Consider the following 14,343-nt stretch of genomic DNA (forward strand, 5'->3'; position numbering starts at 1 on the left):
CTTACCGCTTTAGCTTCTGTCTTCGTTCACTTTTTTCAATGATATGTTCAAGAGCTTCTTGTGCCGTTTGTTCGATTTGTTTTTCATACTCTTTCATTCGCCGCTCTAATCGATTCATTTCCATTTCATCTCGCAAAATACGCTCTAACTGCCGCTCATAACAATCAGATAAACGATAAATAAGTCCATGACGCATTAAATACCGTAAATTTATATGCTCCTGGCCAGGTAAATACGAAATGGTAAAAGCGGGCAACTTTTTAAGAAGCGCTTCGCTCATGGTCACTCCACCAGGTTTGGTCACAATCGCATCCGCTTGATCATACAATGCATTCATCTCTTTCGGACAAGAAATATACGGAAGAGGACGAACAGAAGGATGGTCCCAACTCATTAACTCGTTATAAAGCTCTTCATTTTTTCCGCATAAAACCGAATACGTAAATATGGCTCCTTCTGTTCGTTTAAGAAAATCTTTCATTTTTCCTAATCCTTGATTTCCGCCAGCTACTAAAATATGCTTCTTTTCTGCCCCTTTTTTCATTTCAGGCACTCGTACAATTTGCTCATGAACAGGAATCCCTGTCACAATCACGTTTTCCTTTGGCACGTTATACTTTTTCACCAACTCTTCCTTTGCTTCTTGATGAGGAACGAAATGATAATCAATCGCCGTTTTTCCCCAAACTCCGTTAATAAAAAAGTCGGTGTAGACGTTCACAACGGGGACTTCAATCAGCCGTTGTTTTTTTAAACGTTCGAGAATATGCGAAGGAAATGAATGCGTACAAATAATGAAATCGGGTTGTTCCTCTTCGATGAGCCGCTTCATCTTTCGTTCAAAATAAAACCGCCACGGTTCAAGATGCGAATGGTCCAATTTTTTCATCCATCGATTGTACATCCATTCATATGAATGAGGATGCACGGAAATCCAACGAAGATAAAAATCGGCCACTCGCTTCTCAATTTGCTCATTACAATAACTAAGGAAATCGAGCTTTTTGCAAACGATATTCGAAAATTTTCGCTGCAAGGAATAAATGAGTGTATCGGCGACTTGATGATGACCAGATTGCATTTGAAACAAAGGTAAAACGAGAATTTTCATATATGGACGAACTCCCTTTTGATTATGTGTTTTTTCTTTTCTTGTTCATATACATTCCGCCGATAAATAAAACAAAAAAGAACAGCGCAATAAACGGGATGACATGTAAAGGAATATGCAGCTTTTCCCCAAGAAACTTTCCTAAACAAAGAAAGAGGCTAATCCAAACAAGTGAACCGAAAAACGACAAGAGAAGAAACAACGGAAAAGGAAAACGAACAACGCCCGCCATATAAGGAGAAATTTGCCTAACCCCAGGAAGATAATAGCCGAATAAGATAAATAATTTTCCATGTTTTCGAAATTGTCGGTACGCATAACGAAAGCGCCTTCGATTCACACCAATATAATGTCCGCATTTAAATAGAAATGGGGAGCCAAACGTATAACCAGCTACATAGGCAGCCACCATCCCAACGGTTGCCCCAACAGTAGCGAAAAGCAAACTTTTTATAAAATGGAGCTGCTCATGCGAAATTAACATGCCTACTAAAAACAACAGCGATTCTTCAGGGGCAGGAATGCCAACGATGCCGAAAAACATTGAAAGAAAAAGAACGATATACCCATGAGATTGAATATACGCCAACATGTTGTTTGCTTCCATCAAAGAAATCCCCTTTACCATTCATCGGCGCTCGTCCAACGAATATCATTGTTTTCTTTTAAAAAGCGTTCTAACGCTTTTAACATATATTTTGGCGCCTCTTCATCTGCCCCGAGCGTTGATCCGCTGTCATGAAGAACAATGATCGCTCCATCTTTTCGGCAGTTTTTTAGCCGCTCATACAATCGGTTTGCTCCCAGCGAGGCTTTCCAGTCGCCAAGAATATACGTCCACATCACCGTTTTATACCTTTTTTGCGTAAACAGCGTAAATAAATTGAAATGTCCCCAAGGCGGACGATAGAGAACAGGGCGTTTTCCAGTAATCTCTTCAATGACATCTGCTGTCTTTTTGAGCTCCCATTCGACAAAAAATGGGAGCAAGATCCAATTGCTAATATGATGATAATGATGTAGTCCGATCGCATGGCCTTCTTCATCGATTCTTTTTATAATATGAGGATACTTTTTCGCTTTTGAACCGACAACAAAAAACGTTGCCTTCACATGATGTTTTTTTAATAAATCAAGCAATTGAGGAGTATAAATCGGATCTGGCCCATCATCAAATGTTAACGCGATTCCATTCATTCCTTTTTTATAAATGCGAAGCGAAAATGAACGAATCATAACGGTAGGAATGACGCCATACATAAGGAACACAATGACAATAAACAAACAGACAAACAAACGATGTCCCCCTTTAACCATCACTCAATTTCCATTATACACAAAAAAGCGGTCATCCTACGATAAAAGATGACCTCTTTCTTTCCAATCGTTTTTCAAGCACGAATTCATCTCGAATCGGAATTCCATCTTCGCTCATTGTCGGAATTTGCGGCTTTATTTTTCGCGCCTTTTCGACTGCATTCGGGATCACGCGCACACATTGATAGCCGCGTTTTTGATAGAAACGGAGCGCGTTTAAGTTGTCATTCGTAGTAACCAAATAAACCCGATGGCAACCTCTTTTCCTTGCTTCTTCTTCCACCACACGTAACAAAACGGTTCCGATGCCTTTTCCTTCATCCATACTATCAAGGGAAACGACTTCACATTCATTGTTATGAACGAAATACGTCACTAAACCAACCCATGCGCCATTATTGTTCACCGCAACAAAACCGTCCAGCTCATCACAGCGAAATACGCCATGGGAATATACCATTTCCGCACTGCCCCAATGTTGCGTAAAAAATTCACGCACCTCTTCTCTCATTTCCTCAACAATCGGAACGATGTTCATACAGCACCTCTCTCGACGGCAATTCCATCAACATCCAACTCGCAGCTGAACATGTTTCTTTATTTCTCTATTGATTATTCATTCTCCTTCAATTACAAACAAAAACGCGTACCCTCTTTTAGTCAATATATATATGATAAGCTTAATTTTTCGACATAAACAAGCTTTTCTGCCACTTTCCCGAACGGAAAACGCCATTGGACAAATGAATTTGTCCGCTATGCGTTTTCCGTTCGGGATCGGCATGCTAGAGGCATGCCGGAGCGGCAAGATTTTTCTTGCCGCCTATGGCGGAAAAGCGATCTTCTTTTCATGACGAGGCATGTCGAAAACACAACTTGAATTTATATTGCACGATTCTGCTAGTTATACTTTTTTACTCCTTATCAAACCTTGTCGATTTCCGGGGAAATTTTACGAACAAAGTCGATTTCATTCTAAAGTAATTAAATCAATTGCCAATGGTAAAGAGGAGCCTCCGCTATGCATAAACTCCAGTTCAATCGTCTCGTGTTCGTTCCTCACTTCATAATCCATAATGTTTGCCACTTCTGTAGCCGGTGCTAAAACAGGGATTAAATAAACAGTTCCATTCACTTTTACAGCTCCGCTATATAAACCTCCTCGACTGCTCACTCTTACCCTTATTTTCTTCACATCACCTGTCGGATTAACAATCGGAATTTTCACTTTGTAAGTTGCCCCATAATGCCCCGGATTGTGTACGCAATGTTCATTGTCAAAAATCGCTTCAGAAATAGACATAAAATGATCCGTAACGCCATTGGAAATGTTATATGCTACTTCTCCACTTCCTACCGTATATGGCGGAATTTCTGTTTCTAGCTGCGAACTGCGCCATACTCCTCGCGGATGCGCAGCGATCGGATCTATCTTTACTGGATCTGATTTAATGGACGCTAACGATGTGCCCGTTTTACTTAAAACCGTTCTAACTTTGTAATGTAATTCTCCTGTTCCCGAAGCTTTTTTGACCGTAAAATCATTCAAAAATCCAATAAGATGCTTATCTTCCAGTTCAAATACTTGGATAACCGCCGTTTTTCCAGGCTTCACAATTGTATTAGACATCTTTCCTGGCACCAAGTGACCACTTAGTACCGCTTCCGCAATCGGCAGACCAACATCATAGTTCACCCATCCGTTCGAACTTGTTCGATATGTTCCTTTTAAACTATGTACTTCAATATCATTCGTAGAAGAAAGGTTTTCGATTGTAATGGCAAGCATTACTTTTTGACCGAGTTGATTGATATGCCATCCGTACACGCGATGATCGACTGATAACTCGGATGAACGAACCTCATCGTGCCAAAGAGTGGCCGTATCAGTCGGAATCGTCTGCGGAGTTAAATTTTCTGGATTGTCGCTCACCATTAATCGTCTATTTCCAACTAAACGAGCATTAGGAACATTGATTGGCCGCGCAATCGATAAACTTTCTTTTTGTAAAAACTCGTTTTTAAATCTTAACCGATTAATGTAAATATACGTCTCTTTTGTTGTTTTTTCTACATAATACGTTCCGCCCAAAGCCTCCGTAATAAAACGAATCGAAACATATACTTCGTCCTTATATTTGATCGGGGCATCTGTGGTCGCAATTTCGATTCCATCAACATTCACATAATTCTTTCCAACGTAAACGGTTAATTCGGCTACATTCAATTGCACTTGCATGACTTCGTCTTCTTCTAGCCAATCTACATCATTATCTAAGTTCACTAAAACTGCTTTTAATGGAACATATACCTTATTTTCTTTCACAATTGGTTTCATATTAGAAACTAACGCTTTATTGTTTAGATAGATTGGATATGACCATTCACGCGCAACTTCTTCAGGAAGCGTAATCGTAATCGTATTATTTTCCCCACTCCATAAAACGGTTCCGTTAAACGATTCGCCTATGAAACGAAGCGGAACGAATACCCTTCCTTTGTAAATAACAGGTATGACATCCAACGTATATTCTTCTCCGTTCACCAACGCTTTGTGAGAAGAAGTAGAAAGGTATATAGAATGATTCAGTCTAGTAACCGTCACCGTTTTCGTTTTTTCATCCCAATTGACAATGGCTCCCATCGATTGAGTAATGGCACGTATTGGAACAAGCATGCGCCCTTGTACAACAATCGGTGGCACATCCGTATACACCTGCTCACCGTTCACCATAACAACAGTTTTCTTCGATTCAACAATTGAACTTTTTGCTTCTACATTTATGCCATGAAAATAAAAACATAACATCGATATTAGAAGCGATAAAGCCATTATGTTTCTTCTCAACATCTTCCCCCCTTTTAATACCTTCTGTCAAAACAGAAATATTATAACAAAAATGATAAAATATTTCAGCTTATGTGCGTTTTACACAAAAAAACAGTGCCTGATCACCATTCGTGAAACAGGCACTTTCACACATTATCGCGGTCTAGCAACAATTCCGTTATGAACTTTAATAAATCCGTGACGCAGAATGTCAAATCCTCCTTCATATACATACAATCCCATTTGCTGAATGTCCATGAGTTCTCGGTAAGTGTGGTTCATGACATCCGCCATGATTTTGTAAAAAAGAAGAGATTTGAGCTGGTATCGAGGTGTGGTCATAATCACATAGCCGCCTGGTTTGAGGAATTTTCGATGCCAATCTAATACTTCATGTTTATGCTCGTCGGGAAAATGTTCAAGCAAACCAACACTAATGACAAGATCGAACTCTTTGCCAAAAGGCAGATTGCGAATATCATCAACGATATAATGAAGAGTCATTTCATCTTTATACCATACTTTCGGTTGACCGGTAGCTGGATTTATGCCTAAAAACGGATAGCTCTCCGGAAACTGTCCAAAGCGGTCGGTACGGCAAAATTCATCATAATCGACAAGAACATCTTCCCACGATGAACGCAATTAAACCGGGGGAAACGTTTACATATGAATTTACAGCTACTGTACCGGGAACGTATTTTTATCATTCCCATCAAGAAAGCGCTAAACAATTGGACAAGGGATTATACGGCACATTAATCGTTGAGCCTAAGACCGGGGAAAAAGTCGATCGAGACTATACACTTGTGTTAGATGAGTGGATGAGCAATCCGGATGAAGGACATATAGATATGAATGGTATGGATCATAGCAATATGCATCATGGAAATCATTCCGATGACGAACAAATGAATATGAGCGGCATGAATCATGATATGAGCATGTACGATCTATTCACGATTAACGGGAAAAGCGGTTCTGCTATCGAGCCTTTAAAAGTGAAGAAAGGGGAAAGAGTGCTACTTCGCCTTGTGAATGCAGGATACATGTCCCACAAACTCCATCTACATGGTCATGATTTTAAAATTGTCGCAACAGACGGGCAACCGTTAAAAGATCCGCAATCAATTAAAGATGAACTTCTGAATATTGCTCCGGGTGAACGTTATGATATTGAATTTGTAGCTGATAATCCGGGTAAATGGTTATTAGAATGCCATGGTGATATGAAAGGAACCGATGGCATGAAAGTGAAAATTCAGTACGAAGGCGAAACGGGAAAAGCTGACAAATTAAATGCAAAAGAAAAGCTTCCTATCGTCGATATAACAAAATACGGAAAAAATGAATTAGGTCCATTTACGTTAGACCAAAAATATGATGTAGAGTACACGATGGATTTAGGAACAGAGATGGGCAAAAACGGCATGATCTTCACGATTAATGGAAAAACATATCCGGAAACAAAACCGATAAACATAAAAAAAGGTGACTTAGTCAAAGTAAAAATGATTAACAATTCACCAACAGATGTACATCCAATGCATTTACACGGACACTTCTTCCAAGTATTAAGTAAAAATGGGAAGCCAATTACAGGCTCTCCACTAATGAAAGATTCCTTAAATTTGGAACCAGGAGAAGAATATGTAATCGCATTTAAAGCGGATAATCCGGGAAATTGGATGTTCCATTGCCATGATTTGCACCATGCTTCTGCGGGAATGGTCACAGAAGTAAAATATCGAGATTATAAGTCTAGCTATACACCGGATCCTAATGACACAACCAATAAAGGCGAATAGTCATTCAAAGCATATCAGACGTTCGGTCACGGCATGCCTTTTGCCGTGACCATATTTTTTCTTACCGCCTATAGCGAATAGCTGTAAGTAGCATTGCTTAATATAACGAAAAAGCTAGATTTTTTTAATTAGACGATGTAAGAGATAAAAACCGACAAAACATATTTATATTTTTCCTTTTGATGCTAGTCTAGTCCAGCTTTTACCGTTATTTTTTGTCATGAAAATATCCCCGCTCATAGTCGCGATCACAATTTCTTGATCATTTGTCGGATTCGAAGCCATATATATGATAAAGTCTTTAGCATCGAGTGCAGGAATTGAAAGAACTTGTTCCTGTTTTGACTCTAATGATTGTTTGATTAGTGCAGGTGTATTGTTTTCTATGGCAGCAAATAAAATTGATTTTTCTTGGAAGACAAAAGTCGTCGTGTTAAACTTCCGAGTAAACCGTTCAAAATTATTCCCGTTGTCTTTTGAAAGAAAAATTCCTTCAGGAGTACTGATTACAACCATATTTTCGTCCGTTGGATGGGCAGCAATCGTTCCCGCTGAAGTTTGCGGAAGGCCGTTTAATTGACTTTGTGACCACGTTTTACCGTCATCTTTACTATAAAATAATCCTTGTCCTAACTTTTCATTTTCTTCTTGATTAACGACATAAATCGTATGGCTCTTATAGCCAACAGCCATATAATGAAAATCAGATTCTTTATAAAATCCTAGGTTCATCAACGTTTGTCCACTATCGACACTTTTCACAAGACCGAGAGGATTCCCTAAAGATGAGCCTTCTTCCGGATGCCCCGATGCATAAAACCCATCATCTGTTGCAGAAAAGCCCATATAATCATGTTTATTTGAAATCGTCTCATACCACTTATTATTTTGATAAACGAGCAAACCTTCATGCGTAGCAAAGTAAATTGCATTTTGATTGCCTGCATAACCAATTCCATGTAAATGTTCAAACTTCCCTTCTTTCTTTTCCTTAAAGAAAGGATTATTTGCAACAGATACGCTGGATTTCGTTTGGTCTTTGCTGGTGACAAAAGACGGTTCTTTTTCTTCCTTTGATGACGAACAAGCGTTTAGAAGAAGGATAGCGGATGTGATTATCATCGCTTTGATCATTTTTTTCATTGCTCATTCCCCTTTTTGTGTATGAAGATTTTATAGCAGAAATACGTGCAAAATTTATGAAGTTGATTTCTTGAAAAGCTATGATCAATCTTTATTTCCATTGGTTTTCTTCCAGGTAAATAGCAATAAAAGAATAGACAGAAATGTTGATATCACTTTGCCTTGCCATGTCCAATTCATTACATGATAAACCGAATAAGCTTCTAATAGTAATGCAGGGATCTTTCCCATTGAGCTAGCAATCATAAAGATCCATAAAGATGTTTTTCCGATTGCGGCAACAAAGGTAACAACTCCCGATGGAACAAAAGGAAGAAGCCGCAATGACAGAACAAGAAAAAAAGCTTCTAAACCTTTTGCTTCAAGCAAACGCCTTGCTTTCGGGTGAGAAAACAACTTCTTTTCGGAAATTTTTCTGAAGCCTTTACGATATAAAAGAAAGGAAACAATGGCCCCGATTGCTTCGCCTGCAAAAGATAAGAAAGTACCTTTCCAAAACCCAAACACAGTCAAATTAGCGGCCGTCAAAAAGAAGCTTGGTACAACGCCTAAAATGCTTATAAAAATATTTATAGCAATACTAATGAGATAAGCAATATTTTCGTATGTGTGGAATAGTGCAATAATTTGTTCTTTCATCCTTTTCCCAACTTATGCCTCCCATTTATATCCTACACCCCAAACTGTTTGCAAAAATTGATCTACCGGGAAGCCAACTTGTCGAAGCTTTTCTCTAATATTTTTCATATGAGAATCTACGGTACGCTCTTCTGTATTTGCGTTATAACCCCATAATGATACAATAATTTGTTCTCTGCTAAACACTTGGTTTGGATTTTTCAAAAAGAGACCTAATACAGCAAATTCTTTAGGTGTCAAAGAAATCAAACGGTTTTTATACTGAACTTTATGTTCCGTTTCATCCCAAACTAAACCTTCAAACTCAATACGTGAGTGTTTTCCTACGGAGCGGCGTAATACCGCCTCTATTCGAGCAATCAACTCGGATTCATCAAAAGGTTTTGTAATATAGTCATCAGCCCCTATATTAAGTCCTTTTACTATATCCGATGTTTGATCTCTTGCGGTTACCATGATAATCGGAATATTGGAAAATTCTCTGATTCGTTTGCAAGTTTCCCAGCCATCCAGTTCCGGCATCATAATATCCAGCAACACTAAATCGGCTTCGTTATTTTCCAAGTACTGGATCGCTGCTAAACCAGACTCGCACTTTACACAATGATAGCCTTTAGGAGAAAGATAAAGCTCAAGTAAATCTAACATTCGCTTTTCATCATCAACCAGTAAAATCGTGTACATGCTCATCTCTCCTGCAATGTAATGATCATTTTTGTTCCTTTTCCATAAATACTTTCCGCATAAATAGAACCTCCATGGGCTTCAATGATTTCTTTTACGATCGCTAATCCTAAGCCCGTTCCACCGCTAGCTCTTGATCGTGATTTATCCACTCGATATAACCGCTCAAAAATATGCGGCAAATCCTCTTCGGGGATTCCTGTTCCTTCGTCTGAAACAATCATCACAACCTTCTTATTCTCAGCTCTTACATCAATTGAAACGGTCGAACCTTCATCAGAATGTTTTAAGGCGTTATCTAACAAATTGATCATGACTTGCTCAAAACGTTTTTGATCGATATGCACAATAATGTTCTGATCACAATCATATACAAGAGACATTTTTCTAGATTGAAAAGCAGGATACATTTTATCGTATACTTTCTTTAAAAAAGAACATAAGTTTGTAGGTTCCTTATGAATTTGAAAAGAATGCTGATCTAATTGCGCTAACTCAAAGAGATCCTTCACTAATTTTTGAATGTGTTCTGCTTCCTCGTAGATAATAGACAAATATCGATTTCTCTCTTCTTCGTCAATATGAGGTCTTCTAGCTATATCGGCATATCCTTTTACATAGGTTAGAGGCGTACGAAGCTCGTGAGAAATACTGGCAATAAATTCTTTTCTTTCTTTTTTCAAGTATTCTAAATCCTTCGCTAATGTTTGAATGGATTTTCCTAATTCAGCTAATTCATCCTCTCCTTTTACTTGCAAACGAACAGAGAAATCCCCTTTACTAAGTTTTTCAGTCGCCTGTTTCATGCGAATAAGGGGAATGGTAATGGCTCTGGATAAGAAAGCAATCGTAATAATAGTTAAAAATATTGAAAGGATTCCTACCACAATGAAATGATGCTTTAGCTTATCAATCATGTTTTGAATCGAATTCGTATCTTGAAACATATAGACGTATCCTTTTATCTTGCCGTCAATCTGAATCGGGCTTACTGTTGAAATATGTGATTCTTTTTGCCAATTTTTTTGTACAATCATCCCATCGCGAGGAATTTTTTTATTTGTTCTTTTTATTATTTTTTTGGCAAATGGCAAAATATGATCTGAAAAATACAATACATCTCCCTTTTCGTCTGTAATCGCGACATCTGTTTCTGCTTCAGACTCCATCATGACGACGTGTTCTAACGTAGAACGATCATAATTTTGCTCTAGCACATCACGGTGACTATTCCCTCTTGCTAGCAACTGTTCGAATTCTTCAACAATCCTAGAATGAACGAGAGTAAAATACAATGATGCAAATAAAACCGTTTCTATTCCGAATATGAATACAAAAAATAATAATCCTAATTTAAAAGAAATTTTCCTCATTTTTGTTCCTTCCTTATTAGCTCTCATTCTAGTTTAAGCGAAATGGACGATCTAAAAAATCGCGGTAATATTTATTGTATAAATGAAATGTGCAGAATTTATGGATTTTATAGTATATATAGATTCAAGTTGAGTTTCCGACATATCTCATCATGAATAGAAGACCGCTTTTCTGACTATGACAACAAAATTTTTCCTTTATTCGTTCTTTTAACATGTTCACCGAGAAGTCTCCCACCTCTAAACAACGTGTAGGTGGGAGAGGTTCATACATCTTTCGGTGGGCGTTGTGATTGGCTGGCTATTCTTAAGTCACCAAATCGGTTCTGCCATCGGTTCGTATATCCCCGGTCTTCTCTATGATGTTACAGGGAGCTATGACATCTCGTTTATTTACTCGATTATTCTGCTCATTGGCGCATCGGTGTTAAGCTTTTTATTGCCTGCGGTTGCCAATAACGAATGAATCGTACAAAATTCATAGGCATGGCCCATAAGTATCTGACCTCACGTGTATTTCACAATCCATCGTTCATTTACCCAATGTCGTGAGGTCTGACGCTTGCTTTTGGGTCATCCCCATTCTATCAGCTCTTGATTTCGCAATAAGCTTATCATTGCAAATTCGCGAACCGTTTCAAATCTTCATTTCTTCCGATTACCACTAGCACGTCATCTTCCTTAATCATTTGATCGGGAGACGGAGAAATATGAATATTCCCCCTGCTGTTGATCGCAATGACACTTAAGTTAAATTTGGCGCGTAAATCCAGTTCCTTGAGGCTTTTTCCCGTCATACTCATCGGCACTTTAACTTCCTCGATGCTGTAATCTTTCGCAAGCTCAATGAAATCAAGGACATTAGGCGACATAAGATGATGTGCGACGCGCTCACCCATATCCCGCTCGGGAAAGACGACCCAATCCGCCCCTACTTTATATAAAACTTGCCCGTGACGCTTGTTGAGAGCTTTAGCGATCACTTGCTTGATCCCTAATTCTTTGAGAACAAGCACCGCCAAAATACTGGCTTGAATATCATTTCCAATCGCGACAATGACCGTGTCGAAGTTGCGAATGCCAACCGCCTTTAACGCCTCTTCTTCAGTAGAGTCAGCGACAACAGCATATGTAACACAATCTTTAAATTTCTCCACCCGTTCTTCATTGATATCTATTCCTAATACTTCATTGCCTGCTTCAAATAAAGTAGAAGCAATACTTGAACCAAATCTTCCTAAACCAATGACTGCATATTGCTTTTTCATCAGTAACACCTCCTTGCAATTAGCCAATCATAATTTTGCCCTTCGGATAACGGAACGGATCCGGTTTTCTGCGCAATGTAACGGCATACGCAATCGTTAATGGCCCTAACCTGCCGGCAAACATCGTTAAAATAATGATGACTTTCCCAATAGGAGAGAGCTCCGTTGTCAGCCCCATAGAGAGTCCTACCGTTCCAAACGCAGAAGTCGCCTCAAACAGAATCATCAAAAAGTCTTTCCCACGCTCTGTAATCGTTAATAACATCGTCATCGTGACTACAATGAATAGACCGCTAAATGTCACCGTCAACGCTTTATAAATCGTGTCATAAACAATGCGTTGCTTAAAGAAGGTCACATCTTCTTTTCCTTTAATTTGCGACCAAACCGCTCCCAACAACGTAGCAAATGTCGTTGTTTTAATTCCGCCTCCAGTTGAACCAGGAGAAGCCCCGACAAACATTAAAAAGATCATTAAAAACAAAGTCGGCTGCGTTAAGTCGGGAATGTTTAACGTATTAGAACCTGCTGTGCGGGGGGTAACCGCTTGAAATAAGGAACCCAGAAATTTTCCGAGCGGAGACAGCGGCTGCAACGTTTTCGGATTATTCAGCTCCAACAAAAATATTGCCAGTGTACTAAGTACAACTAATAACAAGCTTGTAAAAACAGCAATTTTTGCATGCAGAGAAAGACGGCATGTTTCACGATACTCATACACTTCATTCATCACAATAAAACCGATTCCGCCAAGTATAATCAGCGTGCATACGACAAGCGTAACAACAGGGTCCTCGACATAACCGGTGAAACTTCTGAATTCGCCCATTATATCAAATCCTGCGTTATTAAAATTGGAAATGGCGTGAAACAGTCCAAAATAAAGCGCCTTTAATAGCGGCATGTCAAATGAGAAACGAATGGCTAATAAAATAGCTCCAATGAACTCGATCATAACGGTAAAAATAAGAATTCGTTTCACAAGTCTTACAATTCCTTCAATGGTTAAATTGTTCAACGACTCTTGAAGAAGCAGCCGTTCTTTTAGAGAAATGCGTTTCCCTAACAGAAAAGCAAAAAACGTCGCAAACGTCATAAAACCTAACCCACCCACTTGAATTAACAATAAAATCACCAATTGTCCAAACAACGTAAATGTCGTTCCTGTATCAACGACGACAAGCCCTGTCACACATGTAGCTGATGTGGCAGTAAACAACGCATCCAGCCACGGGAGACCTTTTCCGTCATTTGTGGCGATCGGAAGTGTTAAAAGAATCGAACCAATGAAAATAATGAACGCAAATCCGCCCACTAACACTTTCGGAGGATCGAAATGATATTTTGCATTCCAGCGCATCGCTACCCCTCCCTCAATTCAATTTATGTAGACCGTTCAGAAACAAAAAAAGACATGAATCCATTGTCTTAAATATTATGGCTATTGAAATTTTTTGTAATGCATAACCACATCACCAAGTTTATAAATAAATGCGTTATTTTCTCAGCTGTACGTGTTTCAAGCCAATTTTTTGCAAAAAGACATTTTTCATCTTAACATGGAAGTAATAAATATTAATTTTTCTCAAGGAGGAATGGATCATGAGCCGTACAAAGCAGTTTATTCAGTATTTTTTATCTCACCGCAACGTTACGAACGAACTCATTAACAAAATTGAAAAAGAACATTATGATTTCAAACCAACACCGACATCCATGTCAGCAAAAGAGTTAGCCACTCATATGTTATTTACGTTCTACAAGTTCGCAAAAGTCGCAAAAGAAGGAAACCCAACGCTGTTTCAAGAAAAAATTGAAGAAACAGAAACAGATCTTCACAAACTAGCAGAAACATATACAGAAAAGACAATAAGTTTGCTAGAGTCGCTTACAGACGAAGATTTCGATCGTGTGCTTGATCTAACGAAAATCTTTGGAGCGCAACTCTCTGTCGCACAATTTCTTCAATCCGCCATGGACCACGAAATCCATCATAAAGGCCAGCTTTTCGTATACGTGCGCGAAATGGGCCATACAGACCTTCCTTTATTTATTAAGCGCGGCTAAAAAAACAACCAGGTGATTCGCTCACCTGGTTGTTTTATAATTTAATTAATATGCATTTCGGTTGTTGCTTGAACGTCTTCGATGGTATATCCCCTTCAGCCGC

General features: G+C 38.8%; 14 protein-coding genes and 1 pseudogene. 3 read left to right on the forward strand and 12 right to left on the reverse strand.

Annotation, left to right across the window (positions count from 1 at the left end):
* Window position 1: 1 nt before the first annotated feature.
* From EDD69_RS13465 to EDD69_RS13490, 6 genes are all read right to left on the reverse strand, one after another.
* Window positions 2-1,111 carry an MGDG synthase family glycosyltransferase gene (locus tag EDD69_RS13465; protein WP_132949433.1) on the reverse strand — a complete coding sequence of 370 codons (1,110 nt, stop codon included), beginning with the start codon at window positions 1,109-1,111 and terminating at the stop codon, window positions 2-4.
* A 22-nt stretch (window positions 1,112-1,133) separates the two neighbouring features.
* A complete protein-coding gene (locus EDD69_RS13470; protein WP_132949434.1) occupies window positions 1,134-1,718 on the reverse strand; it encodes a DedA family protein in 585 nt (194 codons plus the stop codon).
* 14 nt (window positions 1,719-1,732) lie between these two features.
* The gene (locus tag EDD69_RS13475; protein ID WP_243643125.1) at window positions 1,733-2,371 is read right to left on the reverse strand and encodes a polysaccharide deacetylase family protein; all 639 of its coding nucleotides are present in this window, start codon (window positions 2,369-2,371) and stop codon (window positions 1,733-1,735) included.
* Between the two features lie 88 nt (window positions 2,372-2,459).
* Entirely contained in the window at window positions 2,460-2,966 is a 507-nt protein-coding gene (locus tag EDD69_RS13480) for a GNAT family N-acetyltransferase (protein WP_132949436.1), read from the reverse strand.
* A 432-nt stretch (window positions 2,967-3,398) separates the two neighbouring features.
* Window positions 3,399-5,276: a copper amine oxidase N-terminal domain-containing protein gene (locus EDD69_RS13485; protein WP_165871799.1), complete on the reverse strand. Its 1,878-nt coding sequence runs from the start codon at window positions 5,274-5,276 to the stop codon at window positions 3,399-3,401.
* Between the two features lie 135 nt (window positions 5,277-5,411).
* Window positions 5,412-5,762 (reverse strand): class I SAM-dependent methyltransferase, encoded by a 351-nt coding sequence (locus EDD69_RS13490; RefSeq protein ID WP_243643126.1) that lies wholly within the window; start codon window positions 5,760-5,762, stop codon window positions 5,412-5,414.
* A gap of 125 nt (window positions 5,763-5,887) precedes the next feature.
* Here EDD69_RS13490 and EDD69_RS13495 point away from each other — a divergent pair.
* Window positions 5,888-7,066: pseudogene (locus tag EDD69_RS13495) on the forward strand (multicopper oxidase family protein); the annotation flags it as partial.
* Window positions 7,067-7,231: 165 nt separating this feature from the next.
* Here the strand turns inward: EDD69_RS13495 and EDD69_RS13500 are convergent.
* The 4 genes from EDD69_RS13500 to EDD69_RS13515 form a co-directional block, all read right to left on the reverse strand.
* A complete protein-coding gene (locus EDD69_RS13500; RefSeq protein ID WP_132949438.1) occupies window positions 7,232-8,209 on the reverse strand; it encodes a F510_1955 family glycosylhydrolase in 978 nt (325 codons plus the stop codon).
* A gap of 84 nt (window positions 8,210-8,293) precedes the next feature.
* Entirely contained in the window at window positions 8,294-8,848 is a 555-nt protein-coding gene (locus EDD69_RS13505) for a TVP38/TMEM64 family protein (protein ID WP_132949439.1), read from the reverse strand.
* A 12-nt stretch (window positions 8,849-8,860) separates the two neighbouring features.
* Window positions 8,861-9,532 (reverse strand): response regulator transcription factor, encoded by a 672-nt coding sequence (locus EDD69_RS13510; protein WP_132949440.1) that lies wholly within the window; start codon window positions 9,530-9,532, stop codon window positions 8,861-8,863.
* Window positions 9,533-9,534: 2 nt separating this feature from the next.
* Complete coding sequence (locus EDD69_RS13515) at window positions 9,535-10,905, reverse strand: sensor histidine kinase (RefSeq protein ID WP_132949441.1); 1,371 nt, start codon at window positions 10,903-10,905, stop codon at window positions 9,535-9,537.
* A 289-nt stretch (window positions 10,906-11,194) separates the two neighbouring features.
* Here EDD69_RS13515 and EDD69_RS15435 point away from each other — a divergent pair, with 289 nt between their 5' ends.
* Window positions 11,195-11,371, forward strand: coding sequence for an MFS transporter (locus EDD69_RS15435; protein ID WP_165871800.1), 177 nt, complete (start codon window positions 11,195-11,197; stop codon window positions 11,369-11,371).
* Window positions 11,372-11,519: 148 nt separating this feature from the next.
* Here the strand turns inward: EDD69_RS15435 and EDD69_RS13520 are convergent, their stop codons facing one another.
* Together EDD69_RS13520 and EDD69_RS13525 are read right to left on the reverse strand one after the other, a co-directional pair.
* A complete protein-coding gene (locus EDD69_RS13520; RefSeq protein WP_132949442.1) occupies window positions 11,520-12,173 on the reverse strand; it encodes a potassium channel family protein in 654 nt (217 codons plus the stop codon).
* Window positions 12,174-12,192: 19 nt separating this feature from the next.
* A complete protein-coding gene (locus EDD69_RS13525) occupies window positions 12,193-13,533 on the reverse strand; it encodes a TrkH family potassium uptake protein (protein ID WP_132949443.1) in 1,341 nt (446 codons plus the stop codon).
* Between the two features lie 242 nt (window positions 13,534-13,775).
* Here EDD69_RS13525 and EDD69_RS13530 point away from each other — a divergent pair, with 242 nt between their 5' ends.
* The gene (locus EDD69_RS13530) at window positions 13,776-14,240 is read left to right on the forward strand and encodes a DinB family protein (protein WP_132949444.1); all 465 of its coding nucleotides are present in this window, start codon (window positions 13,776-13,778) and stop codon (window positions 14,238-14,240) included.
* Window positions 14,241-14,343: the final 103 nt, after the last annotated feature.

The organism is Thermolongibacillus altinsuensis (assembly GCF_004341205.1).
GTDB classification, from domain to species: domain Bacteria; phylum Bacillota; class Bacilli; order Bacillales; family Anoxybacillaceae; genus Thermolongibacillus; species Thermolongibacillus altinsuensis.

Coding starts and splice junctions, on each gene's coding strand:
- EDD69_RS13465 (WP_132949433.1), bottom strand. CDS start 1,111: ATGAAAATTCTCGTTTTACCTTTGTTTCAAATGCAATCTGGTCATCAT.
- EDD69_RS13470 (WP_132949434.1), bottom strand. CDS start 1,718: ATGGAAGCAAACAACATGTTGGCGTATATTCAATCTCATGGGTATATC.
- EDD69_RS13475 (WP_243643125.1), bottom strand. CDS start 2,371: ATGTATGGCGTCATTCCTACCGTTATGATTCGTTCATTTTCGCTTCGC.
- EDD69_RS13480 (WP_132949436.1), bottom strand. CDS start 2,966: ATGAACATCGTTCCGATTGTTGAGGAAATGAGAGAAGAGGTGCGTGAA.
- EDD69_RS13490 (WP_243643126.1), bottom strand. CDS start 5,762: ATGACTCTTCATTATATCGTTGATGATATTCGCAATCTGCCTTTTGGC.
- EDD69_RS13500 (WP_132949438.1), bottom strand. CDS start 8,209: ATGAAAAAAATGATCAAAGCGATGATAATCACATCCGCTATCCTTCTT.
- EDD69_RS13505 (WP_132949439.1), bottom strand. CDS start 8,848: ATGAAAGAACAAATTATTGCACTATTCCACACATACGAAAATATTGCT.
- EDD69_RS13510 (WP_132949440.1), bottom strand. CDS start 9,532: ATGTACACGATTTTACTGGTTGATGATGAAAAGCGAATGTTAGATTTA.
- EDD69_RS13515 (WP_132949441.1), bottom strand. CDS start 10,905: ATGAGGAAAATTTCTTTTAAATTAGGATTATTATTTTTTGTATTCATA.
- EDD69_RS13520 (WP_132949442.1), bottom strand. CDS start 12,173: ATGAAAAAGCAATATGCAGTCATTGGTTTAGGAAGATTTGGTTCAAGT.
- EDD69_RS13525 (WP_132949443.1), bottom strand. CDS start 13,533: ATGCGCTGGAATGCAAAATATCATTTCGATCCTCCGAAAGTGTTAGTG.
- EDD69_RS13530 (WP_132949444.1), top strand. CDS start 13,776: ATGAGCCGTACAAAGCAGTTTATTCAGTATTTTTTATCTCACCGCAAC.